The sequence below is a fragment of the Bradyrhizobium sp. ISRA464 genome (genome assembly GCF_029910095.1).
Lineage (GTDB): Bacteria > Pseudomonadota > Alphaproteobacteria > Rhizobiales > Xanthobacteraceae > Bradyrhizobium.
This window is the reverse complement of the sequence record NZ_CP094526.1, coordinates 3,903,711-3,929,241: the sequence shown is the minus strand read 5'-3', so window position 1 is coordinate 3,929,241 and position 25,531 is coordinate 3,903,711. Positions and strand designations below refer to the sequence as shown.

General features: G+C 63.9%; 21 protein-coding genes and 3 pseudogenes. 9 read left to right on the top strand and 15 right to left on the bottom strand.

All coding sequences use genetic code 11. The features are described from left to right. Positions 1-29: 29 nt before the first annotated feature. The 4 genes from pyrH to dnaE form a co-directional block, all read right to left on the bottom strand. Positions 30-746 carry a UMP kinase gene (gene pyrH, locus MTX19_RS18485; protein WP_280978729.1) on the bottom strand — a complete coding sequence of 239 codons (717 nt, stop codon included), beginning with the start codon at positions 744-746 and terminating at the stop codon, positions 30-32. Between the two features lie 67 nt (positions 747-813). After that, positions 814-1,737 (bottom strand): translation elongation factor Ts, encoded by a 924-nt coding sequence (gene tsf / locus MTX19_RS18480; protein WP_280986094.1) that lies wholly within the window; start codon positions 1,735-1,737, stop codon positions 814-816. A 126-nt stretch (positions 1,738-1,863) separates the two neighbouring features. Continuing rightward, positions 1,864-2,859 carry a 30S ribosomal protein S2 gene (locus MTX19_RS18475; RefSeq protein WP_280978728.1) on the bottom strand — a complete coding sequence of 332 codons (996 nt, stop codon included), beginning with the start codon at positions 2,857-2,859 and terminating at the stop codon, positions 1,864-1,866. A 218-nt stretch (positions 2,860-3,077) separates the two neighbouring features. Beyond that, positions 3,078-6,596: a DNA polymerase III subunit alpha gene (gene dnaE / locus MTX19_RS18470; protein WP_280986093.1), complete on the bottom strand. Its 3,519-nt coding sequence runs from the start codon at positions 6,594-6,596 to the stop codon at positions 3,078-3,080. A 471-nt stretch (positions 6,597-7,067) separates the two neighbouring features. On the opposite strand from dnaE, the gene MTX19_RS18465 reads away from it, so the two are divergent. Continuing rightward, complete coding sequence (locus MTX19_RS18465; RefSeq protein WP_280978726.1) at positions 7,068-7,472, top strand: hypothetical protein; 405 nt, start codon at positions 7,068-7,070, stop codon at positions 7,470-7,472. Between the two features lie 174 nt (positions 7,473-7,646). Here the strand turns inward: MTX19_RS18465 and istB are convergent, their stop codons facing one another. Both istB and MTX19_RS18455 read right to left on the bottom strand, forming a co-directional pair. After that, the gene (gene istB / locus MTX19_RS18460; protein WP_280978725.1) at positions 7,647-8,390 is read right to left on the bottom strand and encodes an IS21-like element helper ATPase IstB; all 744 of its coding nucleotides are present in this window, start codon (positions 8,388-8,390) and stop codon (positions 7,647-7,649) included. Between the two features lie 12 nt (positions 8,391-8,402). Continuing rightward, positions 8,403-9,317, bottom strand: a pseudogene (locus tag MTX19_RS18455) (IS21 family transposase); the annotation flags it as partial. Between MTX19_RS18455 and MTX19_RS18450 the strand changes: the two are divergent. The 3 genes and pseudogenes from MTX19_RS18450 to MTX19_RS18440 all read left to right on the top strand — a co-directional run. After that, positions 9,315-9,764: pseudogene (locus tag MTX19_RS18450) on the top strand (hypothetical protein); the annotation flags it as partial. The pseudogenes MTX19_RS18455 and MTX19_RS18450 sit on opposite strands and share 3 nt — an antisense overlap. Before the next feature lie 294 nt (positions 9,765-10,058). After that, positions 10,059-10,286 (top strand): hypothetical protein, encoded by a 228-nt coding sequence (locus MTX19_RS18445; protein WP_280978724.1) that lies wholly within the window; start codon positions 10,059-10,061, stop codon positions 10,284-10,286. Beyond that, positions 10,240-10,462 (top strand): annotated as a pseudogene (locus MTX19_RS18440) (DDE-type integrase/transposase/recombinase); the annotation flags it as partial. The gene MTX19_RS18445 and the pseudogene MTX19_RS18440, both read left to right, overlap by 47 nt. 661 nt (positions 10,463-11,123) lie before the next feature. Here MTX19_RS18440 and MTX19_RS18435 read toward each other — a convergent pair. Continuing rightward, entirely contained in the window at positions 11,124-11,873 is a 750-nt protein-coding gene (locus tag MTX19_RS18435; RefSeq protein WP_280978723.1) for an outer membrane beta-barrel protein, read from the bottom strand. A 294-nt stretch (positions 11,874-12,167) separates the two neighbouring features. On the opposite strand from MTX19_RS18435, the gene MTX19_RS18430 reads away from it, so the two are divergent. Both MTX19_RS18430 and MTX19_RS18425 read left to right on the top strand, forming a co-directional pair. After that, on the top strand, positions 12,168-12,461 hold the full coding sequence (locus MTX19_RS18430; protein ID WP_280977780.1) for a DUF3551 domain-containing protein: 294 nt from the start codon (positions 12,168-12,170) through the stop codon (positions 12,459-12,461). Between the two features lie 119 nt (positions 12,462-12,580). Next, positions 12,581-12,847: a DUF3551 domain-containing protein gene (locus MTX19_RS18425; protein ID WP_280978722.1), complete on the top strand. Its 267-nt coding sequence runs from the start codon at positions 12,581-12,583 to the stop codon at positions 12,845-12,847. Between the two features lie 3 nt (positions 12,848-12,850). Here MTX19_RS18425 and MTX19_RS18420 read toward each other — a convergent pair whose 3' ends face one another. From MTX19_RS18420 to MTX19_RS18385, 8 genes are all read right to left on the bottom strand, one after another. After that, positions 12,851-13,549, bottom strand: coding sequence for an ABC transporter ATP-binding protein (locus tag MTX19_RS18420; RefSeq protein ID WP_280986092.1), 699 nt, complete (start codon positions 13,547-13,549; stop codon positions 12,851-12,853). Positions 13,550-13,557: 8 nt separating this feature from the next. Beyond that, complete coding sequence (locus tag MTX19_RS18415) at positions 13,558-14,838, bottom strand: lipoprotein-releasing ABC transporter permease subunit (protein WP_280978721.1); 1,281 nt, start codon at positions 14,836-14,838, stop codon at positions 13,558-13,560. Between the two features lie 72 nt (positions 14,839-14,910). After that, positions 14,911-16,230 carry a proline--tRNA ligase gene (proS, locus tag MTX19_RS18410; RefSeq protein WP_280978720.1) on the bottom strand — a complete coding sequence of 440 codons (1,320 nt, stop codon included), beginning with the start codon at positions 16,228-16,230 and terminating at the stop codon, positions 14,911-14,913. A gap of 166 nt (positions 16,231-16,396) precedes the next feature. Then, positions 16,397-17,962, bottom strand: coding sequence for a CopD family protein (locus MTX19_RS18405; RefSeq protein WP_280978719.1), 1,566 nt, complete (start codon positions 17,960-17,962; stop codon positions 16,397-16,399). Positions 17,963-17,966: 4 nt separating this feature from the next. Next, positions 17,967-18,491 (bottom strand): DUF1775 domain-containing protein, encoded by a 525-nt coding sequence (locus MTX19_RS18400; protein ID WP_280978718.1) that lies wholly within the window; start codon positions 18,489-18,491, stop codon positions 17,967-17,969. A gap of 8 nt (positions 18,492-18,499) precedes the next feature. Next, complete coding sequence (locus MTX19_RS18395) at positions 18,500-19,024, bottom strand: copper chaperone PCu(A)C (protein WP_280978717.1); 525 nt, start codon at positions 19,022-19,024, stop codon at positions 18,500-18,502. 35 nt (positions 19,025-19,059) lie between these two features. Further along, on the bottom strand, positions 19,060-21,543 hold the full coding sequence (locus MTX19_RS18390) for a TonB-dependent receptor (protein WP_280986091.1): 2,484 nt from the start codon (positions 21,541-21,543) through the stop codon (positions 19,060-19,062). Positions 21,544-21,628: 85 nt separating this feature from the next. Next, on the bottom strand, positions 21,629-22,012 hold the full coding sequence (locus MTX19_RS18385; RefSeq protein WP_280986090.1) for a DUF2946 family protein: 384 nt from the start codon (positions 22,010-22,012) through the stop codon (positions 21,629-21,631). A 446-nt stretch (positions 22,013-22,458) separates the two neighbouring features. On the opposite strand from MTX19_RS18385, the gene MTX19_RS18380 reads away from it, so the two are divergent. The 3 genes from MTX19_RS18380 to MTX19_RS18370 all read left to right on the top strand — a co-directional run bounded on the left by MTX19_RS18380 (position 22,459) and on the right by MTX19_RS18370 (position 25,519). Further along, the gene (locus tag MTX19_RS18380) at positions 22,459-22,866 is read left to right on the top strand and encodes a globin (protein WP_280978714.1); all 408 of its coding nucleotides are present in this window, start codon (positions 22,459-22,461) and stop codon (positions 22,864-22,866) included. A gap of 127 nt (positions 22,867-22,993) precedes the next feature. Then, the gene (locus MTX19_RS18375; protein ID WP_280978713.1) at positions 22,994-24,007 is read left to right on the top strand and encodes a sugar ABC transporter substrate-binding protein; all 1,014 of its coding nucleotides are present in this window, start codon (positions 22,994-22,996) and stop codon (positions 24,005-24,007) included. 9 nt (positions 24,008-24,016) lie between these two features. After that, on the top strand, positions 24,017-25,519 hold the full coding sequence (locus MTX19_RS18370) for a sugar ABC transporter ATP-binding protein (protein ID WP_280978712.1): 1,503 nt from the start codon (positions 24,017-24,019) through the stop codon (positions 25,517-25,519). Positions 25,520-25,531: the final 12 nt, after the last annotated feature.

Genomic DNA, 25,531 nt, shown 5'->3' with positions numbered 1-25,531 from the left:
CCCGTTGTCGACGCCAAGAGGCGCTGCAATCAGCCGGCGACGACCGTGCCGTGTCCGGTACCGCGCAGAATCGCACCGATCGAACCGGGCTCTGCAATCGAGAACACGATGATAGGCAGCGACGTCTCGCGGGCAAGCGCGAAAGCGGTCGCGTCCATGACCTTGTAACCGCCCTCGATCGCCTGCGAATGGGTCAGGCGGTCGAAGCGCTTGGCTTTGGGATCCTTCTTCGGATCGGCGCTGTAGACGCCGTCGACATTGGTGGCCTTGAGCACCGCCTGCGCGCCGATCTCGGCCGCCCTCAGCACGGCGGTTGTATCGGTTGTGAAGAACGGATTGCCGGTTCCACCACCGAGCAGGACGATCCGTCCCTCGGAGAGGTATTTGTGCGCTGCACTGCGGGTGAACAGCTCTGAAATCTCCGGCATCACGAACGCCGACAGCGTCCGCGCCGGGGTACCCTTGCGCTCGATGGCAGCCTCCAGCGCGAGGCAGTTCATCATCGTGGCGAGCATGCCCATGGTATCGCCCGTCGGCCGGGACACGCCGCGTGAGGAGACCTCCACGCCGCGGACGATGTTGCCGCCGCCGATTACCACCGCGACCTCGACCCCGAGCTGGCGCGCCGCGATCAGGTCGTCGGCGACACGATCGACGGTCGGCTGATCGATACCGAAGGCGTGAGAACCGGCCAGGTATTCGCCGGACAGCTTGACCACCACGCGACGATAGACCGGCTCAGCCATGATGCGATCGCTTCCTTGTCCCGCGCAGGTGGGCTTCCGGCACACACCGGAAGCCTGATGTCAGCGGTTACTTCTTGCCGCTGGCGGCCGCGACTTCGGCAGCGAAATCGCTTTCCTGCTTCTCGATTCCCTCGCCGAGAGCATAGTTCACAAAGCCGGTGATTTTGACCGGCGCGCCAACCTTACCCTCAGCTTCCTTGACCGCCTGGGCAACGGACTTGCCGCTGTCGTGGATAAAGGCCTGATCCAACAGGCAGACTTCCTTGTAGTAGGTCTTCAGGCCGGAATCGACGATCTTCTCGATGACGTTCTCTGGCTTGCCCTGCTGGCGGTACTTGTCGGCCAGCACGTCCTTCTCGCGCTTGACGGTCTCCGGATCGAGCCCGGCCGCATCCAGCGCCAGCGGCTTGGCCGCCGCCACATGCATGGCGAGCTGGCGGCCGAGCACCGCGAGCTCGTCGGCCTTGCCGGCAGACTCGAGCGCCACGATCACGCCGATCTTGCCGGCGCCATCGACGACGGCGTTGTGGACGTAGCTCGACACCACGCCCTTGCTCACCTCGAGCGAAGCGGCGCGACGCAGCGTCATGTTCTCGCCGATGGTCGCGATCGCGTCCGAGATCGCGGTCTCGACGGTGACATCGCCAACCTTGGCGGCCTTGATCGTATCGACCTCGGCGCCGTTGTGGAGCGCGACCTGCGCGATCATCTTCACGAGGCCCTGGAACTGCTCGTTGCGCGCAACGAAGTCGGTCTCCGAATTGACCTCGACCAGCACGCCCTTGGTGCCCGACGTCAGCGCACCGATCAGACCTTCTGCCGCGACGCGACCGGCCTTCTTGGCGGCCTTGGACAGACCCTTCTTGCGCAGCCAATCCTGCGCAGCCTGCATGTCGCCGCCGGTCTCGGTCAGCGCCGCCTTGCAATCCATCATGCCCGCGCCGGTCGATTCGCGGAGATCCTTGACCATCGCTGCTGTGATCGTTGCCATGTTCAATGTCCTTCTTGCCTGTAGAGAAACCGCGGCGCCCGGTGGCGCCGCCGTCAGCGACAGGAAAATCGTTGTTCGTGGAGTACAGGCTGCGGCCGGGACCAGCCCGGCCGCGCCGCGTAACCGTTATTCCGCTTCGGCGAGCGCCTTGGCCTGGGCAACCCAGGCGTCGGCACGGCTCGGAAGACCGACCTCTTCGCCGATCTTGTGTGCGGTGCCGGGATCGAGCTCGGCAAGCTGCCAGTAATGGAAGATGCCGAGGTCGTTGAGCTTCTTCTCGATCGCACCGGACACGCCGGTGAGCTTCTTGAGATTGTCGGCGGTGCCACGCGGACCAGCAAGGCCCTGGAAGCCTGCGGGGGCCGCTGCCGACGGCAGCTCTTCCCGCACCGGCTCGGCCGACGCTCCGATATCGATCCCGGAATCGCCCTGCGCACGCGAGATGCCGTCGATGGCAGCACGCGCGACGAGGTCGCAGTACAGCGAGATGGCGCGACCCGCGTCATCATTGCCCGGCACCACATAGGTGATGCCCTTTGGGTCGGAATTGGTGTCGACGATCGCGGCGACCGGGATGTTGAGCCGCTGCGCCTCCTGGATCGCGATGTCTTCCTTGTTGGTGTCGATCACAAAGATCATGTCGGGCAGACCGCCCATGTCCTTGATGCCGCCGAGCGAACGGTCGAGCTTGTCGCGCTCGCGCTGCAGCGTCAGCCGCTCCTTCTTGGTGTAGGAGTTGGCTTCGCCTGACGACAGCACCTCATCGAGGTGACGCAGCCGCTTGATCGAGGCGGAGATCGTCTTCCAGTTGGTGAGCGTGCCACCGAGCCAGCGCGAATTGACGAAGTACTGCGCCGAACGCTTCGCCGCATCGGCGACGCCGTCCTGAGCCTGGCGCTTGGTGCCGACGAACAGGATGCGGCCGCCCTTGGCGACCGTGTCGCTCACCGCCTGAAGCGCGCGATGCAGCATCGGCACGGTCTGCGCGAGATCGATGATGTGGATGTTGTTGCGGGCGCCGAAGATGTAGTCGGCCATCTTCGGGTTCCAGCGGTGAGACTGGTGGCCAAAGTGAACGCCAGCTTCCAAGAGCTGACGCATATTGAATTCGGGCAGCGCCATAGGTCTAATTCTCCGGTTGGTTCCTCCGGAAACGTGTGAGCAAACGCGCCTGATTGGCCCGGTTGCCACCGGACGGCCTTGAGAGCCATGTTTCCGTGTGAGATGGCGCGCTATATAGCGCGATTTGCGCCAGAAGCAAGGAAATATGCCCGGCCAAGCCGCCCCGAAGGACCGGATTCGGCCAAAAAGGCCCCTATTCGACCGGTCCGGGATCCTTTTTACAGCGTTTGCACGTCGACGACGCCGGCGACGGCCTTGATCGCTCCGGCGATCTGCGGCGAGACCTTGTAGCGGCCGGGCAGCTTCATCTCCACCTCGGTTTCGAGGTCGAGCATCATCACCAGCGAGACGTCGCCATCGGCACCAGCCGCAGGCGGCGGTGCCGGCTCCGGCTTTGCCGCCGTCACCTTTCCGGCGCCGCCGGCGGGCGGAGCGGCTTCCGGCATGTTGAGCCGGCGGGCGATCGAGTCGAGCGGCTTGGTGTCGCGGACGAAGATGCGCAAGCCCTTTTGCGTCTTGGCCGCCGCGTGATCCAGCGGTTCGGCGTGCAGCACCCTGGCCCGCACATCTTCGCCCTGCAGTTCGGCGCCAAGCTGCAGCAGCACCGCCGCGCCCGGCTCGAGCACGTCACGATATTGCGCGAGCCCCTCGGAGAACAGCACCGCCTCGAAATGGCCGGTTGGGTCCGACAGGCCCATGATTCCCATCTTGTTGCCGGTCTTGGTGCGGCGCTCCATGCGCGACACCACCGTCGCCGCCACCTTCCCCGCGGTCGCGCCGGTTTTGACCGCGCGCGAGAACTCCGCCCAGGACTGCACGCGAAGCCGCTTCAGGGCGGTGGCGTAATCGTCCAGCGGATGGCCCGAGAGGAAGAATCCGATCGCATCATATTCGCGGCGCAGCCGGTCCGCCGGCAGCCACGGCTCGACCTGCGGCAGAATGATGCTCGGCGCATCCGCCGCGCCGCCGAACATGTCGTTCTGTCCCGACGTCGCGGCTTCATGGGCGCGCTGGCAGGCGGCGAGAATCGCGTCCGCGCCGGCGAACACCCTGGCGCGGTTGGGTTCGAGCGTGTCGAAGGCGCCCGCGGCCGCGAGGCTCTCGATGATGCGCTTGTTGACCGCGCGCGGGCTCACGCGCGCGGCGAAATCGGCGAGCGAGGTGAACGCGCCCTTCTTGCGCTCCTCCACGATCTGCTCGACCGCCTGCAGGCCGACGCCCTTCAGCGCGGCGAGCGCGTAGTAGATCGTGTTGCCGCCGACCTCGAAGGTCGCACCGGAGCGATTGATGTTGGGCGCCTCGACCTTGATGCCGAGGCGCTGCGCCTCGGAACGAAATTCGGAGAGCTTGTCCGTGTTATTGAGTTCGAGCGTCATCGACGCGGCGAGGAACTCGACCGGGTAATGCGCCTTCATGTAGGCGGTGTGGTACGACACCAGCGCATAGGCCGCCGCGTGGCTCTTGTTGAAGCCGTAGTCGGCGAACTTGGCGAGCAGCTCGAAGATCGTCTCCGCCTGCGCCTTCGGCACGTTGTTCTTGGTCGCGCCGGCGACGAAGACGTCGCGCTGCTTGTCCATTTCGGCGCGGATTTTCTTGCCCATCGCGCGGCGCAGCAGGTCGGCCTGGCCGAGCGAGTAGCCCGCCATCTGCTGCGCGATCTGCATCACCTGCTCCTGATAGATGATGACGCCGAACGTCTCCTTCAGGATCGGCTCCAGGATCGGATGCAGGTATTCCGGCTCCTCGTCGCCATGCTTGCGCGCGCAATAGGTCGGGATGTTCGCCATCGGACCCGGACGGTACAGCGCCACCAGCGCGATAATGTCCTCGAAGCGGTCCGGCCGCATGTCGATCAGCGCGCGCCGCATGCCCTGGCTTTCCACCTGGAACACGCCGACCACGTCGCCCCGCGCCAGCATCTGGTAGCTTGCCGCGTCGTCGATCGGCAGGGTCGCAAGATCGACATGGATGTCGCGTTGCTTGAGCAGCTTCACCGCGACATCGAGCACGGTCAGCGTCTTCAGCCCGAGGAAGTCGAATTTCACCAGCCCCGCCGGTTCGACCCATTTCATGTTGAACTGGGTGACCGGCATGTCGGATTTCGGATCGCGGTAGAGCGGCACCAGCTCGCTGAGCGGCCGATCGCCGATCACGATACCGGCCGCGTGAGTCGAGGCGTGGCGGGTCAGGCCCTCGAGACGCTGCGCGATGTCGAAGGCGCGCGCCACGACCGGATCCTCGTCGCGGAACGCCTGCAGCTTGGGCTCGCCTTCGATCGCCTGCGCCAGCGTGACTGGAGCTGCGGGATTCTGCGGCACCAGCTTGGTCAGCTTGTCGACCTGACCGTAGGGCATCTGCAGCACGCGCCCGACGTCGCGCAGGACGCCGCGCGCCTGCAGCGTACCGAAGGTGATGATCTGCGCCACCTGATCGCGGCCGTAGCGCTCCTGCACATACTGAATCACCTCACCGCGGCGGTCCTGGCAGAAGTCGATGTCGAAGTCCGGCATCGAGACGCGCTCGGGATTGAGGAAGCGCTCGAACAGAAGCGCGAAGCGCATCGGATCGAGGTCGGTGATGGTGAGCACCCACGCAACCAGCGAGCCTGCACCGGAGCCGCGGCCGGGTCCGACCGGGATGCCCTGAGCCTTGGCCCATTTGATGAAGTCGGACACGATCAGGAAGTAGCCCGCGTATTTCATGCGGGTGATGACGTCGAGCTCGAAAGCGAGCCGCTTGTTGTAGTCCTCCTCCGTCATCCCCGGCGACAGACCGTGCACCTTCAGGCGCTTTACAAGCCCCTCCTCCGCCTGCCGCTTCAGCTCGGCCGCCTCGTCGGCGGCGGCATCGGAACTCTGCGCGGCACCGACGGTGAAGAACGGCAGAATCGGCTTGCGCGTCTTCGGCCGGAACGAGCAGCGCTCGGCGATCTCCATTGTCGACGCCAGCGCTTCCGGAATGTCGGCGAACAGCACCGCCATCTCCGCACGGGTCTTGAAGCGGTGATCGGGGGTGAGCTGCACGCGATCGGTCTCGGCGATCAGATGACCGCCGGCGATGCACAGCAGCGCATCATGCGATTCGTAGTCGTCGGTGGTGGCGAAATACGGCTCGTTGGTCGCGACCAGCGGCAGGCCCTTGGCATAAGCGAGATCGATCAGGCCGCCCTCCGTCCGGCGCTCCCTGTCCACGCCGTGGCGCTGCAACTCGACATAGAGCCGGTCGCCAAACAGGCCGGCCAAACGGTCGCAGCGGGTGGCCGCCAACGCCGCCTGGTCGGCGCCGAGCGCGAGCGCAATCGGCCCGTCAGGGCCGCCGGTCAGCGCAATCAGGTCTTCGGCATCGTCCGCGAGCCAGTCGAACTTGATGTGCGGGGTCTGGTTGACGGGCGTCTCCAGAAACGCCCGCGAGTTCAGCCGCATCAGGCTGCGATAGCTGCGCTCACGCGCCGCGAGCAGGACGATTCGCGCGGGCCCCGCCGCCAGCACGCTGCGTGCAGTGGGATCGACGTCGCCGAAATCCACCGCGAGCTCGCAGCCCACGATCGGCTGGATGCCGTAGCCCGCCATCTTGTCGGAGAATTCCAGCGCCCCGAACATGTTGTCGGTGTCGGTGAGCGCCAGCGCCGGCTGGCGATCAGCCTTCGCAAGCTCGCCGAGCTTGGCGATCTTGATCGCGCCCTTCAGCAGCGAATAGGCCGAATGGACGTGAAGATGAACGAATCCGGCATTCGACATGGCTGCTCAGGGATCACTGCGCTGGGGATGACGCGAGCCAACGGCCCCAGCGCTTGGTTATGCTTTAGGCCCGACTCGCCGCGCCATCGTGACGCCTGCGTTCCGCCGAGTCCACGCGGAACGCCGCATGGCGGCCCATCCTCCCGCTTTTCCCCAGGGGGTGCTTATGCCGCTGGTCCCGCTCGCCCATTTTCAGAACTGGGTGAAGAGCTGGGCCCAGACCGCGATCATTCCGACGAACAGCGTGATCGATGCCAGTGCCGCCGCCTCTTCCACGAAAATCTTCAACATGGCCGCCTCCCGTGAACTGGAACGTATGCAGAACATTGTTCTTTTTTTGTTCTCAGAGTCAAGCCGGGGTAGTGGGTCAGTTTGAAAACTGACCCCGAAAGAATTCCCTTGGTTAATCGTGGCGGGAGGTGGCGGGCCTAGTTGGGATTTGAAGGTGGGCCGTCTTGTATTGAAGAACGATTGGACCTGATCAAATACACTATTGGCAGAGCAACCGTCAGAGCCAGTGCGGGCACACCAAGCATCAGCACAGCGAAAATCGCCGGGTTGACAGTACCGAACAGCCACATACCGCCTATTACCAACTCAACCACGGCCACGGCGATCAAACGGCCCCAAATTGATCTATTCATTTCGCCCCCTCAGGGCGCCTCAGGTGGCGCCCTTCTTGGTTTTATGCTCCAGCAACCATTCCTGCGACTTCTCCCGCACCCACTCCAGAGCTTCATGCTCGCTCTGGAAACCAAAGATACTATCTACTTCGCCGCCTCGCCACAGGGTGCGGATTCCGATGATCTCGCCCGGGTGTACCGATTTGATCTCGCCCAGGATTCCGAGATGATCTCGCCCACCATTCCGATTTGATATCGCCCGGGCGCGAGGCGTTCTGGCTGTTTGGTTTCTGGCATCGGCGAAGCCGCGTGGTCAATCTTGAATCGCGGCTCGAAGGACTTGTTTTTTTGCTGCTCCTGCTGTGGGCATGTGGGCAACGCCCTTCGCGTTGTCCACGCGCAGCGGCATGTCCACAGCGCCACTGGCTCAGGCCGTTCGGCCGGGCTTGCGGGTTCGCCGCAGGCTCTCGCCGTTGAGATCGATCCGGTGAGCATTGTGGACCAGGCGGTCGAGGACGGCATCGGCGTAGGTGGGGTCGCCGATCAGCGCGTGCCATTGATCGACGGGGAGCTGGCTGGTGACGATGGTGGAGCGGTGGCCGTAGCGGTCCTCGAGGATCTCCAGGAGGTCGTGCCGGGCCGCGGCGTCGAGCGGCTCGAGGCCCCAGTCGTCGAGGATGAGCAGATCGACACGGCCCAGTGCGCGCAGCAGACGCGGGTGGCGGCCGTCGCCGCGCGCCAAGGCGAGATCACTGAACAGTCGCGGGACGCGCTGATAGAGCACGGAGCGATTGTCGCGGCAGGCTTTGTTGCCGAGCGCCGAAGCGAGCCAGCTCTTGCCGACGCCGGACGGGCCACAGATCAAAAGATTGGTGTGGTCGTCGATCCATTGGCCTTCGACCAGCATCGTCAAGAGGCTGCGGTCGAGGCCGCGCGGGGTGCGATAGTCGATGTCCTCGACGCAGGCCTGCTGGCGCAGCTTGGCGTATTGCAGCCGCTTCGACAGTCGCTTGTCGCGCCGCAGCGACGCTTCACGTTCGAGCAGCAGCGCAAGCCATTCGGCGTGGCCGAGGCTGGCGGCCTCGCCGCCGGCTTCGATGTCGGCGAAAGCCTTGGCCATGCCATGAAGGCCGAGCGCGTGAAGCTGATCGAGGGTCGGATGGGTGAGCAAGGCGTGATCTCCCTAGTTGTAGTAGCGCGGCCCGCGGATGTTGGGATGAAGGATCGGCGCGTCGTCCGCGGAGCGCTTGGGTGAAGGACGCCGATCAAGGTTGTTGGCGAGGATCGATTTGACCGAACCGTAAGTGCGCGCGCCGATATCGATCGCCCGCATGGCGGCGGCATCGAGCCGCTGTTGCCCGTAGGATCGGGCGAGCCGGATGATGCCGAGGCAAGCGCGGAAGCCCTGTTCCGGATGCGAACGCTCATCGAGGATCAGATCGCACAGCGCCGCGGTGGCCGGTCCGATGATGGCGGCCTCCTTGCGGATGCGCTCGATGGTCCAGCCGGCGTAGCGCCGATGACTGGAGGCCATGTGCTCCGGCACGGTCGTGTGCTTGTGGTTGCCGCTCATGCGCTGATGCGCGGCGATCCGCTCACCCTTGTGGAAAATCTCGACGGTGCGGGCGGTGACGCGTACCTCAACTTCGGCGCGGACGAAGCGATGCGGGACGCTGTAGTAATGCGCCTCGACCTCGACGTGATAGTCGATGCTGACCCGGCAGATCCGCCACTCGGCAAACACGTAAGGGCTTTCCGGCAAGGCCTTGAGTGCCGGCCGGTCGATCTCCTCCAATAGCTTGCGGCGGGTCACGCCGAGCCGCCGGATCGGTCGCTCCTCGTTGAGCCGGGTCATTAACTCGGCGATCGCCGCGTTGACCTCGGCGAGGCTGTGGAAGGTCCGGTGGCGCAGCCGTCCAAGCAGCCAGCGCTCGACCATGAGGACCGCCTGCTCGACCTTCGCCTTGTCGCGTGGCCGCCGTGGCCTGGCCGGCAGAATGGCGGTGCCGTAATGCGCCGCCATGTCGGCGTAGCTGCGGTTGATCTGCGGATCGTAGAGGCAGGCTTTGATCACCGCGACCTTGGTGTTGTCCGGCACGCCATGTTGGTCAAGATTTACGGCGCTGACCCGCAGGCTGAGACCCGTTACAGCCCGGCTAAGTGCATTGGTGCAGAGAAGAAGCCCAAGATCGGCAACCCCGAGCAGAAGCACATCAGCACGTCCTATGCTGAGCGCAGCAATCTCACCATGCGTATGCACATGCGCCGGTTCACGCGATTGACGAATGCCTTCTCAAAGAAGGTCCAGAACCACGCGGCAGCGATTGCGCTGCATACGATGTATTACAACTTCGTTCGCATCCATCAGACCCTAAAGGTGACGCCGGCAATGGCTGCCAAGGTCACCGACAAGCTTTGGGAGATGGAAGACCTTGTTGCCATGCTGGAGCAGTGGGAGCTGGCGAACTTCAAGCCTGAGTATCAGTTCGTCGTGCGGCAGTACGCTATCGGCAAGGGCCACTCGGTCAGTGTCCTGTGGTGCTGATTCCGCTCGATGTCGCCCAGGATTCCGGAATGATCTCGCCCACCGTTCCGATTTGATGTCGCCCACCATTCCGAGATGATCTCGCCCACCATTCCGGGATGATGTCGCCCCGGGGTGACGAGGCCTCTTCTGGCTCCGCTACGGTCCTGCCTTTCGGCTTTGCGAAGGGGACCTGGATGCCGACGGAGAGGTTTGCGATGCGCCATGTGCGCGATGTGATCAGATTGAAGTCGGCCGGGATGCCGACCCGCGAGATTGCGCGGCGGGTCGGAACGGCACCTTCGACGGTGGCAAGTGAAGCGCAACAAGGGGGCGGCGGGCGTCGACGGGATGACCGTCGGCGAGCTGCCGACCCACCTGAAGGAGCACTGGCTCACGATCCGCGCCCAGTTGCTTGACGGCACCTACAAGCCACAGCCGGTGAGGCGGGTGGAGATACCGAAGGCATCGGGCGGCCTGCGGCCAGAAGGCGACAGCCGCCCCGGCGAACGCTGGCGACGTCTGGACCTGGACCGCCATTGATGCCGACCACCAAGCTAATCGTTAGCTGGTTGCTCGGCGCACGCGACATGGACGCCGCTCTTTCGTTTGTGAGCGATCTGCGGAGCAGGCTGACTAATCGCGTGCAGCTCACCAGCGACGGCCACAGGCCGTACCTGACGGCCGTGGATGCCGTGTTTGGCGATGATGTTGACTACCGCCAACGCTTTCTTCAGATTCTCACGCTCGACCACTGCTTCCATCGACGGCCCTGCGACCGCCGGGCGTTCAAGACTAGCCTTCGTCGCGCTTGCTTCGGTCTCTCGGGCGGCGGCGCTCGGGGCTTCACCCTCCGCTCCGGTGCCCGAGTTCAGCTCGATCTGATTCTTCTGCCGCATGGCTCGCGCGAGATGGACCGCTCTACTAACCACTTCCACCGTTCGGGCCTTCGGCGGCGCGCTGCCGCCTACTATGCCCTCGGCTGACTTCTGCGCTGCGGTCAGGCCACCTTGCGACGGCCTCAGTCCCGTTGCCGGGACACAGCGCAGACCTCCCGAGGTAAGACCAACCGCCTTCGCCGCACGCCCGCCGGATTTACCACCCCGACCCTTGATGACCATGGACTTCGCGATCACGTGCTCGCTCGTCCGGGCCGGGTAGGCCTCGTTATCCGGTTCTTGTCCATCAGGCCGCGGTTTTGCTCCACGCTTTCTTCAGACGCCTCCTCGCGGTCACGCCCTTGCGCTTCGCTAATCCTTCGCCGTCATCAGGCTGGATAGAGGACTTCCACCTCCAAGCTGTCGTTCATACTCGGCACACACAAAAAAGCCCCGGAGAATGCTCCGGGGCTTTCGATACCGCTTGAGTTTAAGCGAGCGATCAGTAGCGCGCGACGACCGGGCCGCCGAACTTGTAGTTCAGGCGAACGGTGACGAGGTCGACATCCTGCTTGATGTCGTCGGTGCGGCTGTTGATGCCGGTCGGGGTGACCAGCGTGTAGCTGTTCTTGCCCATGAACAGGTGGTCGTACTCGACAGCAGCCGACCAGCCCGGAGCGAAGGCGTATTCGAGACCGACACCGACGGTGCCGCCCCAACGGGTGTCGGACGCGCTGTCGACCAGCGCACCGGCCGTCAGACCTTCATACTTGCTGTCGGTCACCGCAGCACCGCCCTTCACGTAGAGCAGGGTGGTGTTCCAGGCGTAGCCGATCTGACCGGTGAACAGGCCGAACGCGTCGATCTTGGTGCGGTTGTCCAGGAGTGCGAAGGCCGCGCTGGCGTTCGAGCCGCTGAAGTCAGCCCAGTTGCCCTGCGCTTCGAGGCCGAACACCCAGCCGCCAGCCTGCCAGCGGTAGCCGATCTGACCACCGACCGTGCCGCCGGAAGCGTCATGGCTGCCTTCGCTAAGCGGTGCGAAGGGAACGCCACCAACCGCAGTGTTGGTCCAGCTGTTATGGCTGGTGCCCCAACCGCCGTTGATACCGATGTAGAAACCGGTCCAGTCATAGACGGCGGCGATCATCGGCGGCGCCTTGGTGTAAGGCCGAGCCGCGAGATCAGCCGCGGAGGCCGGCGCAACCGCGCCGAGCGCGATCAGGCTGGCCGTAACAAGCAAAACCTTTTTCATTTTTCCCGTTCCAACTTTTTCTACTGGCCCCCAAGGCCTCAGAACATGCTCATACCAGCCTCGTGCAGAATTGCTGTAACTTCGCTGCAACAGGCAGGCCGAAACGACTTCGCTCAAATTGTAAGTTAACGTTGCGTTACAGGCATTTCTTGAACATTTCGACACACGATTGCCGCACAATTTTCACAATTTAAATCTGCGTGCGCAATTGCGCGTGAGACCGTGTTGACGGGAACCCGCTTGTCCGGTTTGGATCATCGCAATTCTTCACGTCATCGCACCAAGGGAATACCCATGCGCAGACTGATTCTTGCGGCAGCGTCGGTCAGCGCGCTTGCAATCTTCACTGGAACTCCCGCGCATGCCGTCGGCGTCCGCTACCCCTTCTGCATTCAGGGCGATCGATATCCCGGCCTCAGCAACTGCGCTTACGAGTCGTATCAGCAGTGCCGGGCCACCGCGGATGGAATCGGACAGAACTGCGTCACCAATCCCTTCTATGCCGGCGACAACGACCCCCGCTCCTATCTCCACGTCCCGCCGCGCGAACGCCGCGAGGGCAATTTCTTCGAGCTTTTCATCCACTGACGCCGGTCCGCAATCGCGGCGCAGGAACGTGATTTGACGCCGGCCAGCACCGGAAGGCCTGCTTCCGCGCGAATTTGATCAGCGAGAATGGCGGACGCCTGATCGGCAGGAGATTTCTGATGCGCAGCCTCACTCTGGCGCTATTCGTCGCAGCCGTCGTCGCAGGCGCGCCCGCGAGCGCCCAAAAATACGATTCGACCTCGCCGGTCTGCAAAACCAACTACCGATGGGGTGGCGAAGATACCAACTGTGGCTACACATCGATGGAGCAGTGCCGGGCAGCGGCCTCCGGCCTTCCAGCGATGTGCTTCAACAACCCCTACTATGTCGGACTTTCCGCCGATCGTCCGAGAGAGCCCGCCAAACGGCGCCGGCCGGCCTATTAAGAGCTAATCGAGCTCGACGACCTGTCCGTTCGACAATGACACCCGGCGGTCCATCCGTGCGGCCAGATCCATGTTGTGGGTGGCGATAAGCATCGCGACCCGAGTCGCCTTCACGAGTTGCATCAGCGCGTTGAAGACGTGATCGGCGGTGCTCGGATCGAGATTGCCGGTCGGCTCGTCTGCAAGCAGCGCTCGCGGCGCATTCGCGACCGCGCGCGCGATCGCCACGCGCTGCTGCTCACCGCCGGACAGTTCAGCCGGCCGGTGCGTGATGCGGTCGCCGAGGCCGAGATAGCCCAGGATCTCGGTCGCCCGCTTCACGGTCTCGGAGCGTTTGAGGCCGCGGATCATTTGCGGCAACATGACGTTCTCAAGCGCCGAGAACTCTGGCAGCAGCCGGTGCGACTGATAGACGAAGCCGATGTCGGTGCGGCGAATCTGGGTGCGGTCGACATCGGATAATTGCGAGGTCGGCGTGCCCGCGACATAGACCTCACCGTCGTCAGGGCTCTCCAGCAGGCCTGCGATATGCAGCAAGGTCGATTTGCCCGATCCCGACGGCGCGACCAGCGCCACCGACTGGCCCGGCCACAGCGCGAGCTTCGCGCCGTTCAGGATCGTCAGCGTCGCTTCGCCCTGCTTGTACTCCCGCCTGATCTCGTGGAGATAGATGACCGGTACCTCTTCCGCCCCCTCCGTCATATGCGCCCTCACTCGTACCGGAGCGCATCGACCGGATCGAGGCGCGCGGCGCGCCACGACGGGTAGAGCGTCGCCAGGAAAGACAGCGTCAGCGCCATGATCACCACGGCCAGCGTTTCGCCGAAATCGACCTCGGCGGGCAGCTTGGAGAGGAAATAGAGCTCAGGCGAGAACAACTCGGTATTGGTGAGCCACGACAGGAACTGCCGGATCGTCTCGATGTTCAGGCAGATCACCATGCCGACGAGGAAGCCGGTCAGCGTACCGACCACGCCGATCGAGGCGCCGGTGATCAGGAAGATGCGCATGATCGAGCCTTGCGAGGCCCCCATGGTGCGCAGGATCGCGATGTCCTGCCCCTTGTCCTTCACAAGCATGATCAGGCCCGAGACGATGTTGAGCGCCGCGACCAGCACGATCATGGTCAGGATCAGGAACATCACGTTGCGCTCGACCTGCAGCGCGTTGAAGAAGGTCGAGTTGCGTTGCCGCCAGTCGACCAGGAACACCGGCCGTCCCGCGGCCTCGGTCACCAGCTTGCGGTAGGTGTCGATCTTGTCCGGGTTGGTGGTGAACACCTCGATCGACGACACGTCGTTGTTGCGGTTGAAATAGGCCTGCGCCTCGGCCAGCGGCATGAACACGAAGGTCGAATCGTATTCCGACATGCCGATCTCGAACACTGCGGTGATCTTGTAGGGCTTGATGCGCGGCGTGGTGCCCATCGGCGTCACCGCGCCCTTCGGCGAAACCAGCGTGATGCTGTCGCCGGCATGCAGCGACAGCTGGTCGGCGAGCCTGCGGCCGATCGCAACTCCCTGCCCCTCGTCAAAACCTTCGAGCGAGCCCTGCTTGATGTTCTTGGCGATCGAGGTGAGGTTGTTGAGATCGTCGGCGCGGATGCCACGGATGAAGACGCCGGCCGCGTTGAATGGCGATGAGCCGAGCCCCTGCCCGTCCACAACAGGCGCGGCCAGGCGGATACCCGGAACCTGGCTGATGCGGTCGGCGACGTCCTTCCAGTCGGTCAGCGGCGACTCCAGCGGCTGCACCAGAAGGTGCCCGTTGAGACCGAGAATCTTGTCCAGCAGTTCCTTGCGGAAGCCGTTCATGACCGCCATCACGACGATCAGCGTGGCGACGCCGAGCATGATGCCCAGAAACGAAAAGCCAGCGATGACTGAAATGAACCCTTCCTTGCGGCGTGCGCGCAGGTAGCGTCCGGACAGAAGCCATTCGAATGGCGCAAAAGGCCGGGTACGGACTGGCTCGTTCATGGTCTCATCCATCTGTCGATAATCCCATGATTCGGGGCAAATGTGGCCGGATTACCCTGCGGGATCGAGCGAGGTGAATAAACTTTAACCCGCGAGTTTTGCGACCACGTCGGCAGGGCTCATGTTCTCGCGCGAACCGTCGCTGCGACGCTTCACCTCGACCTTGCCGTCCGCGAGGCCCTTGGGGCCGACGAGGATCTGCCAGGGAATGCCGATCAGATCGGCCGCGGCGAATTTCGCGCCGGCGCGCTGATCGGTGTCGTCGTACAGCACGTCGACGCCGTTCGCCGTCAGATCGCGGTAGAGCTGCTCGCAGGCGCCATCGACAGCGGCATCGCCCTGCTTGAGGTTGAGGATCGCAGCGCGGAACGGCGCAACCGCTTCGGGCCATTTGATGCCGGCTTCATCGTGACAGGCCTCGATGATTGCACCGACCAGTCGCGACACGCCAACGCCGTAGGAGCCGCCGTGGATCGGCATGTCGACGCCATCGGGACCGGCCACCAGCGCCTTCATGGTGTCGGAATATTTGGTGCCGAAATAGAAGATCTGGCCGACCTCGATGCCGCGGGTGTTCAAGCGCTTCGCTTCGGGCACCTCCTGCTCGAAACGCGCGGCATCGTGCACGTCCTCCGTTGCCGCGTAGACTGAGGTCCATTGCTTGATGATCGGCGTCAGATCGCCATCATAATCGACGTCCGCTCCCGGCACCGGCAGGTCGAGCACGTCGCGATTGATGTAGACGCCGGACTCACCGGTCTCCGCGAGCACGATGAATTCATGACTGAGGTCACCGCCGATCGGACCAGTCTCGGCCCGCATCGGAATCGCCTTCAAGCCCATCCGCGCAAAGGTGCGCAAGTAGGCGACGAACATCTTGTTGTAGGAGCGGCGCGCGCCAGCCTCGTCGAGGTCGAACGAATACGCGTCCTTCATCAGGAACTCGCGGCCGCGCATCACGCCGAACCGCGGACGCTGCTCGTCGCGGAACTTCCACTGGATGTGATAGAGGTTGAGCGGCAGGTTCTTGTACGACTTGACGTAGGAGCGGAAGATCTCGGTGATCATCTCCTCGTTGGTCGGCCCGTACAGCAGCTCGCGCTTGTGGCGATCGACGATGCGCAGCATCTCCGGACCATAGGCGTCGTAGCGGCCGCTTTCCCGCCAGAGATCGGCAAGCTGCAGCGTCGGCATCAACAGCTCGAGCGCGCCGGCGCGATCCTGCTCCTCGCGGACGATCTGCTCGATCTTCTTCAGCACCCGGAAGCCGAGCGGCAGCCAGGCATAAATTCCGGCCGCCTCCTGCCGCATCATGCCCGCGCGCAGCATCAGCCGATGCGAGACGATCTCCGCCTCTTTCGGGTTCTCTTTCAGAATGGGCAGGAAAAACCGCGACAATCGCATGGGGTTACTCGGAGAATCAGGAAAGCGTGGGAAGAGCTGCAGTGAAACCGGATCGGATACGAAAACACAAGGCCAGCGATTGCGAAAAACCCGTCAAATCAGGCGATTTTCGGCCATTTGAGCGCATTGCGTCCTCCAAACGCAGTCCGTCATACCGAGGTCGCCTTTACCTCACCTCGAAATCGTCTTCCAGCGTCACTTTCTTGAAGTCGGTCACAAGAGCGTCGATCTGCATGTGCCAGCGGCCCGGGAACGGCAACGGCACCTTGCGGACGTGCCAATAGCCATCGGGTCCAAGAGCTGCGCTGCGTTCCATCGGCTCGATGCCGCGCTCGGGCAGACTCAGCGTCAGCGTCGCCTCCTTTGTGACAAGAGGGCTCGCATCGTCATTCATCAGCTGCAATACGAAGTCGTTCTGTCCGACCTTGCCGGGCCCGATCAGGACCTGGAACATGGCGGCATCGGCGTGGATATGGACCGCGAGCGGGACATCGGTCGACATCGCGAGCGCGCGCGGCGGCGGCGTGAAGCGCCAGCCCGCGACCAGCGCGAAAATCGCGAGAGCGAGCACGCACTCTCCGATGACCGATCGCAGCAGAGGCTTCGTCTTGCGGGGATCGTGCGCAACGGCCGGCGTGAACAGGAACCGGTTCAGCGCCGCCAGCACAAGCAGCAACAGAACCAGTCCGAGCTTGAGCGCAAGGATGTTGCCGTATCGCGTGTCGATCAGCGCGCCAAAACTCTCGAGCTGGACGATCGCGAGCGCGAGCCCCGACAGCGCGATCACCCCGACCACCGGCACCGCAACGTTGGAAAAGCGGCGGAGCGTCCACGGCAGCGTGCCGTCATTCCGCCGCCACACCATCGCCGCGATCGGCGCGAGGGCGCCGACCCAATAGGCCAGGCCGACGCCATGAACGAAGACCGCCGGCCGCGTCAGCCACTGCGGCGACGCTGTCGCCGCGTGACCGCTCGCAGCAAGTGTCAGGCCAACGCCAATCATCGCGACCACGGTTCCGATCCGCACCGCTCCGCTCGACGGACTTCGCCAGCCGATCGCGGCGATCAGCATCGCGGCGATCGCAACCAGCATCGAGGGACCAAAGGTGGTGGCGAGTGCGCTGGTCCACGGGCCGCGCGTCGCGAGCCCCGTGAGCGGCAGGTTCAACAGATCAAGGCCCTGAAGGCCGAGCGAGACGATCGCGCTGACAAGGCCGACGCCGAGCGATCCCAGGATCACCGCCCTGCCCGCACGCGCCTGCGCGATCCACGCGGCGAAGAACGCGCCGCCGACGCCGACGAACAGCCCGAGATAGACGCCGATCCGCGCCAGCCAGATCAGCGGATCGACCGCGCTCTCGCCTGACGGCGCGGCCGAGCCGGTCACGACACCGATCGAGAACAACAGCGAGCCGGCGACAGGATGACCATCCTGCGACACCACGCGATAGCTGACCACCTGCGTACCCTGCGGCAGGTCAGCCGGCAGCGTCACCAGCACGGATTGGTCGACGGCCTGGATCGCAACGTCGCGCGGCTTGCCTGTGGCGTCGAGCAGGCTGACCGCGGTCGGCGCCACCGCCTCATTGAAGCGGAGCACCACCGTCTTCGGCGCCGCCGCCAGCACGCTGCCATCCGCCGGCTCGGTGCCGACCAGCACCGCATGAGCATGGGCAGCGGTCGCAAGATACGCCGCCAGGAGCAGCGCAGCAAGCCTTGCGACCAGCCGCATGGCGTTACGATTTCGGCAGCAGCTTGACGCCGGGTGCCGGAGTCTTGCTGCCATAGTCGTGGTCGTTCCCCCGACCTTCTGCCGGGATGTCGATCCAGCGGCTGACACCCTGCTCGCATTCCTGGACGACGGGGAAATAAAGCGTGGTGTTCGGCTTCAAGGTGTCGGTGAGGAACGTCATCATCACGAACTCATCGTAGTTCTGGTCCGCGAGCTTGCCGCCGCTCCAGGCGACTTCCTTCACGCCCTCGGAGAACTTCCGTCCGTGATAATCATATTCGGTCGTATACTTGCCGCTGACGGACTCGACGTTCCAGCCGGGCTTCGGCATCGGCTTCACCGCGATCACGCCGTCCGGAATCTGGACGCGGATCTTGGTCGTCGCCGAGCCGGCGCAGCCGTGCGGCACTGCGAACACCGCCTTGTAGTACGAGCCGATCGCCGCCTGCTTTCCTTCGAGCGTGATATGGGCAAGGGCGGGCGACATCGCGAGCGCCGAGATGGCGCCCGCCAGAAGAGCACGTCTCATTTCCGCCCTCACATCTTCTTCATGTCCATGTGATCGGAATGGTCGCCATGCCCGGAGTGATCACCGCCGCCGGGACCCTGCGCACCGACGGCCTGCACATCCAGCGAGACCGTCACCTTGCCGGCCTTTTCGAATTCGAGCGTGACCGGTACCTTTTCGCCCTGCTTCAGCGGGCTCTTCAGGTCGAACATCATCAGATGGTAGCCGCCGGGCGCTAGCTTCACCGTCTTGCCGGGTTCGATGGTGAGGCCCTTGTCGATCGGGCGCATCTTCATCACGCCGTTGTTCATCGCCATCTCGTGGATTTCCATCTTGCCCGCGATGGCGCCGGAGCCGCCGATCAGACGATCGGGCGTGGTCCCCTTGTTCTCGATCGTCAGGTAACCGCCGCCGATCTTCGCACCGTTAGGGGTGGCGCGCGCCCAAGCCTGCGAGATGACGAGATCGCCGGCCTTGACGTCCCCGGCGGACGCAGGCGTGGCCAGCACGAGAGCAAAGATCGCGGCAAGTCCAGCCAGTGTTAGTTTCATCATGGAGCTCCTTTTGTTGTTGCCGATTGGCAATCCGCTCAGAAGGTGTATTTCCCGGCCAGAACAAAAGTTCTGCCGGGAAATGGGTGGAACAGGAAATATTGCTCGTTGAAGATGTTATCGATCCCGAAATCGAAGGCGAAATTCTTGGTCGCGTTGTAATGGGTCTTCATGTCGACGACGAAAAAGTTGTCGAACGCGCCGTAGACGTGGGGAATGATATCGGTGTTGTCGAGCGTCGAGTACTGCTTGCCGCTGTAGCGCGCCGCGACCGTGTAGGCCCAGCTTTCGTTCGGCCGGTAGGTCATGCCGAACCTTGCCCGCCAGTCCGGTACGTAAGGGACGCGCTTGCCGACGGCGGTGGTCGGCAGGTTCGTCAGCGGGTTGATGCCGGCCCAGCTTGCGTCGGCGAGGATCCTTGAATCGACGTAGGTCACGCTGCCGAACAACTGCAGCCCGGCGACAAACATATTGTCCTTCTCGGCGGAGAGCTCGACACCCCGCATCTGGATGGCTTCGACGTTGCTGACGACCGTGGTCGGCGTTTGCGCGCCCGTGGCTGGATTGGTCACGAGATTGGTCTGCGAGACGATCGCGTTGCTGGTCCGCTCGGAGAACAATGTCAGGCGGACCCGGCCGTCGACCCATTTGCGCTCGATGTTCAGCTCGCCGGTGAAATCCTGCTCCGGCTTGAGGAAAGGATTGGCAAAGGTGGCGACACCGCCGACCGTGACGTTTTGGTAGAGCTCGGTCACGGTCGGGTAGCGATAGGCCTCGCCAAAATTGGCGGTGATGTTCCAGTCCTTGTTCGGATCGAACGAGACCGACGCCTTCGGCGAGAAGTTGGTCGAGCTGAGGCCCGGCTGATTGATCGCGGTGATCGACGTGATGACCCCGGAGCGCGTTGTCGTCGTGTTGACGTTGAAGCCGCCGAGGGCCTGCCAGCTCTCCAATCGGCCGCCCAGTGTCAGTTTGAGCGCCGGTGTCAGCTTCCAGGCGTCCTGAAACCAGAGCGCTCCGGTGCGCGTCTCGCCAACGCCGGTCGAATAGAGCGCTCCGGTGCCGGTCGATGACGTCGCATTCCATACTGTGGATGCGTAAACCGGATTTTCCAACTCGTAGCGATCGCCGTGAACGCCGAAGCTGATCTCGTGCGGTCCATCAAAGCCGAAGGACCGCCAGATGCCCTTGGCGTCGACGTTCTGCCAGTTGGTGCCGTCCATCCGGGTGATCTTGCCGTTCGGCGAAAATCCCGTGCCGGTCGCAGCGACCGTGAACGGATTTCGCTGCGTGTCCTGGAGATAGTTGTAGCTGGAAGCCGAGATGTCGAAGTCATAGACGCCCTTGGTGTCGCTCTTGAGCGAGACCGCGTTGCTCATATGCGTCTGGTCCCAGATATACTTGCCGGTGGCGAAGCCCGAGATCCCGGCGAAGGTCGGTGCGCCGGTGGCCGCCGAGCGCAAATAGGTCTGGGGATCGGAGACCTGGTGGTTGTTCCAGATGCCGAGCGAATAGGTCGCCTGCACCAGCGGCGTGACGTCATAGGCGAGACGAAGATTGGCTGATGTCTGCTGGGAGTGCGCCAGGATGCCGGCCCCGACCACATTGGCCGCAACGCCTTGCTTGTTGAGCGCGGGAAACGCGCGCGTGGTGCCCCCCGGGATCGTTGAGCTCGTCGTGTAGGTCAGTGGCTGCTGGTAGCTGTCGAGGTAGTTCGCGCTGACCAGCCAGGATACCTTGCCGTCCCGGTTTCCGGCCGCGGCGCTGGTCTGGCTGGTAGCGTAGGTGTCCTTGGTGCCGTATTGGCTCCACGGCATCACCGAGACCGTCTCCTTGGCCACGGCGAAGGGCTTGTCGGGCATCTTCGAGGAGATCAGCAGCACGCCGCCGATCGAGTTGCCCGGATAGGCGGCCGCGAACGGACCATTGAGGAAGTCGATCCGACCGATTGCTTCCGGCGAGATCAGGTTCCACTTCGGCGAAGCGTTGGTGTTGTTGTTGCCGATCAGCGCCGAGATCAGAAGATCGTCGTAATAGATCAGCGTGCGCGCGCTCGAATTGACGCCCCAGCTCCGGGTCGCCAGCACCGCCATGTTGTCGCCGTCGTTGCGTTTGCGCACGAACAGGCTCGGCATGTATTTGACCGCGTCCTCGGGGTCCTTGAGATTGATGGTCTCGTCGATCTGCTTCGACGTGATGCTGTACGACTTCTGCGGCAGCTGGAACCTTTCGACCGCGGGCGGGGTCCTGAGCGAGGCGTTGGCACCTGCTCCCTCGGCATTGACGACCACGATTGGCCTGTGCTGCGCCGCCGCGGCAGGCGCCGTCCGCGGCCGGCTGGCGGCCGCCCGATGGACCGGCTTGTGCGCGGCCTGCCGTGGCGATGGGCGCGGCGCTTCGACGGTGACAGCCGGGAGCACCTTCTGCTCACCGCTCTGCGCATGGGCCAGCTCAGCAGACGCCAGCAGCGCCGCTTGGACGGCGACAACGCCCGCGCCACCGCGGGCATGATGACGAAACATGTATGAATCCTGACACCGGCGCATTGGCCGGTTTGCTCAAGGGCATTTCACCGGCGCGCAAGACGCACCGGCCGCGAGAACGTCGTCAGGACAGAAATGGAGGCGCGCGCGCCTGCGCGTGCGAACCGATGCGAGAGCGAACCAGCACGGACGCGAAATCGTGCCAGGCGACCTGGCTCGCCGCGCGTTCGGCGGGCGAAGCGGATACTTGCGGGGTATCGATGGGAGCCCCGGTCTGCAGCACGCTGCACACCGCGCAACAGCCGTCATGGGCGTGCTGACCAGCCTGGTCGCCCTGCCCGCCCCCTGAGCTCGGGTCGACATGGCAGATGCCGGCAGCGGCCAGCGGGTCGGACGCGGCAAGGCTCGCCGCCCAGCAGGCCCCGATCGGTGCAAAAATCTGCACCAGCAGGGCAACCAGGACTATGGGCAGAAAATTCTTCAGCCGCCGGCGCATCGCGAAACCCATCCGGGAGGGAACTAACCACCAGGAACCCTGGAAGTCGAGACCATAGTCGGCCGCCGTCTATTCCAACGGCAGGAAATGACTAGCCATGACGATTGCGCCCCGGGGTGCTTCGCACCTGCCGTATCCCCTTACCCCATCACGCGTTTTCGGGCCCGCACTGCAACCGGCAGTAGCACCATCTCAATCATTTCGCAAAATGCTCGAAATTTGAACAATCGTTGCCGAAAATGGTGACAAGCCTGGAAAGATGGTCTACCAATTCGGCCCTAGGCCAGCCGCAAGGTTAGTCTTGGTGGTCCAAGTCTCGGGAGGAACCCGACGCGCATAAGCAGCGTCACCCCATCAATCAAGATCAAATCGCATTTTTGGGGCAAATAGGGTCGACACAATTTTTGGAGCAGGGCTTGGAGCCCTGCTCTTTTTTTGTGTGATGATCGCAATCGGCAATGACGTCATCAACAAATCCGATCGAGCATAGCTTCGAGCTCGCCGCCGCGTGCTGCGACGATCTCACGCCGCTGGTCTATCGCCGCCTGTTCCGCGAACACCCCGAGGCGCAGGCGATGTTTCGCACCGAAGGCAGCGATCCGGTGAAGGGCTCGATGCTGTCGCTCACGATCGAGGCCATCCTCGATTTTGCCGGCGAGCGCACCGGACATTTCCGGCTGATCGAATGCGAGGTGTCGTCGCATGACGCCTACGGCACGCCGCGCGAGCTGTTCGTCGGGTTCTTCGGCGTGATCGCCGCAACCCTGCGCGAGCTTCTCGCCGAGCAATGGTCGAGCGACATCGATGCTGCGTGGCACAAGCTGCTGCACGACCTCGAGACCGTCGTTCGGCAGCACGCGGGTTAGCAACATCGCGTCACCGCGAGGGCGTAGCGGAGCTGTTCCGATTGTGACACACTCGCTTTATCCGCGGCGCGTGCAACTGACGCCGACGGCCAGAAAAATGAAGAGGGAGCAAACACCAATGCCAGGGATGGATAAAACTCCGACGTCACGACGCGATCTTCTGCAAATGGCGGCAGCCGGCGGAGCGGCAGCAGTGCTGTTCGGCGGGATGAACGTCAACCCCGCGCTCGCAGCCGAAATGGGCCGCTCGGAAAAGCCGCTGAAGGCCGCATTCTCCAACGCGGGACTGCAGGCGACGTGGTGCGCGCAGGGCAAGAAGGCGGCCGAGTTCTGGGGCAAGCTGTTCAACGTCGAGGTCACATGGTTTGACGGCCAGCTTGACGCCGTCAAGCAACGCGCCGCGATCGACAATATGGCGTCGCAGAAATGGGATTTCGTCGCGATCCAGGCGTTCGGCATCGGCACCCTCACCCAACCCGTACAGAAGATGATCGACGCCGGCATTCCCGTGATCGACATGGATACGCTGATCGCGCCGCTCGACCAGATCAACGTCCACTTCTTCCTCGCTCCCGACAACGAGTTCATGGGCGCGTCGGTGACGCAGGCGCTCTGCAACGCGATCGGCGGCAAGGGCAAGATCATCATGACCCAGGGCGCGCTCGGTCACACCGGCGCGCAGGGCCGCGCCAAGGGCTTCAACTCGGTGGTGAAGCAATTTCCGAACATCGAGGTGCTGGACACCCAGCCCGCCGACTGGGACGTCTCCAAGACCGCCCGCCTCTGGGAGACCTATCTGACGAAGTACCCGCAGATCGACGCAGCCTTCTTCCACAATGACGACATGGCGCTCGCCGCCTACAACATCATGAAGGCGCACAACCGCACCAACATCCTGATCGGCGGCGTCGACGCCATGCCGCCGGCGATCCAGGCAGTGAGCGAAGGCCGCATGTACGCGACCGTCCGCAACCCGTCCTGCCGCATCCATGGCGGCGCCATCATCGCGGGCGTGGCCGCCGTGGTCGCCGGCGAGAAGAGCGGCAAGGGCATCCCGAAGAATGTCGTGACCGACGGCCCCGTGGTGACCAAGGCCAACGCCCCCGGCATGCAGTGGATGGAGGATCACTTCCTGATCTGAGCGGCCCTCATGTCGCAGGGACGCTCCCCGATCCTCGAGTTGAACCAGATCACGAAGGCCTTCGGCGGTGTCGAAGCCCTTCGTGGGGTCGACTTTTCGCTCTATGCCGGCGAGATCCATGGTCTCGTCGGCGAAAACGGCGCAGGAAAAAGCACGCTGATGAAGATCATCGCCGGCGTGCACCCGGAGTTTTCCGGCCGCTTCATGCTTGATGGCAAGGAGACCCGCTTCCGCTCGGCCCGCGACGCGCACGCGGCCGGCATCGGCATGGTGCATCAGGAGCTCAGTGTCGCCCCCGACCTGACGGTCGCCGAGAACGTCTTCCTCGGCAACCAGCCGACCAATCGGCTCGGGCTGGTGCAGTGGCGGCGGATGGCGCGCGAGGCCGGCGAGCAGCTCGCCCGCTTCGGCATCGACGTCGATCCGATGAGCAGGCTCGGCGACCTGCCGATCGGCCTGCAGCAACTGATCGAGATCGCCCGCGTGCTGTTCTCCGGCGCGCGCATCATCATCCTGGACGAGCCGACCTCGGCGCTCTCGCCGCCGGAGGTCGAGCGTCTGTTTGCGACGCTGCGCAAGCTGCGCGACGAAGGCACCAGCATCGTCTTCATCTCGCATTTCATCGAAGACATCCTGCGTGTCTCCGACACCGTGACCGTGTTCCGGAACGGGCGGAAGATCGCGGAGACTGCGTCCGCCGCCACCACCAAGGGCGCTCTGATCGAGGCCATGATCGGCCGCGGCGGCGAAGTGCTGGAGCACAGCTACACCGACGATCTCATGCTGCCACAGTCGGGCGACGGTTCGGTGGTCCTGAAGGTCAACCAGCTCTCGCTCGGCCGCAGCCTGCAGGACGTCTCGTTCGAGGCCCGCGCCGGAGAGGTGCTCGGGATCTACGGTTTCATGGGTTGCGGGCAGCTGGAGCTGTCGCGCATCCTGTTCGGCAAGCTGAAGCCGGACGGCGGAACGCTGGCGGTCGACGGCTCCTCCAAGACATTCCGCAGCACCGCGGCGGCGAGGCGTGCGGGTATCGCGCTGGTGCCCGAGAGCCGGCGCGCCATGCTGTTCCACCAGGAACCGGTCTACAAGAACGTCTCGATCAGCATCCTCGACCGAATCTCCGCCCTGCTGCTCAAGCCGGTCCGGGAGCGCGCGATCGCGCAGCGGCAGGTCGAGCAATTGCAGATCCGGCCGCCGGTCGTCGGCCTCGACCTCGGCATGCTCTCCGGCGGCAACCAGCAGAAGGTGGCGCTGGCGAAATGGCTGACCTACCCTCCGCGTCTTTTGGTGTTGTGCGAGCCGACCCGCGGCATGGATGTCGGCGCCAAGAACGACGTGATCAACATCGTCCGCGACCTCCGCGCCAAGGGACTCGCGATCATCGTGCTGTCGACGGAACCGGAAACGGTGCTGTCGCTGGCCGACCGGATCCTGGTGCTGAAGCGCGGCGCGGTGGTGCGTGAATTCGCCGGCGAGGCGGTGAGCAAGGATCGCCTGCTGGAGGCGGCTTGATGGGGATACATG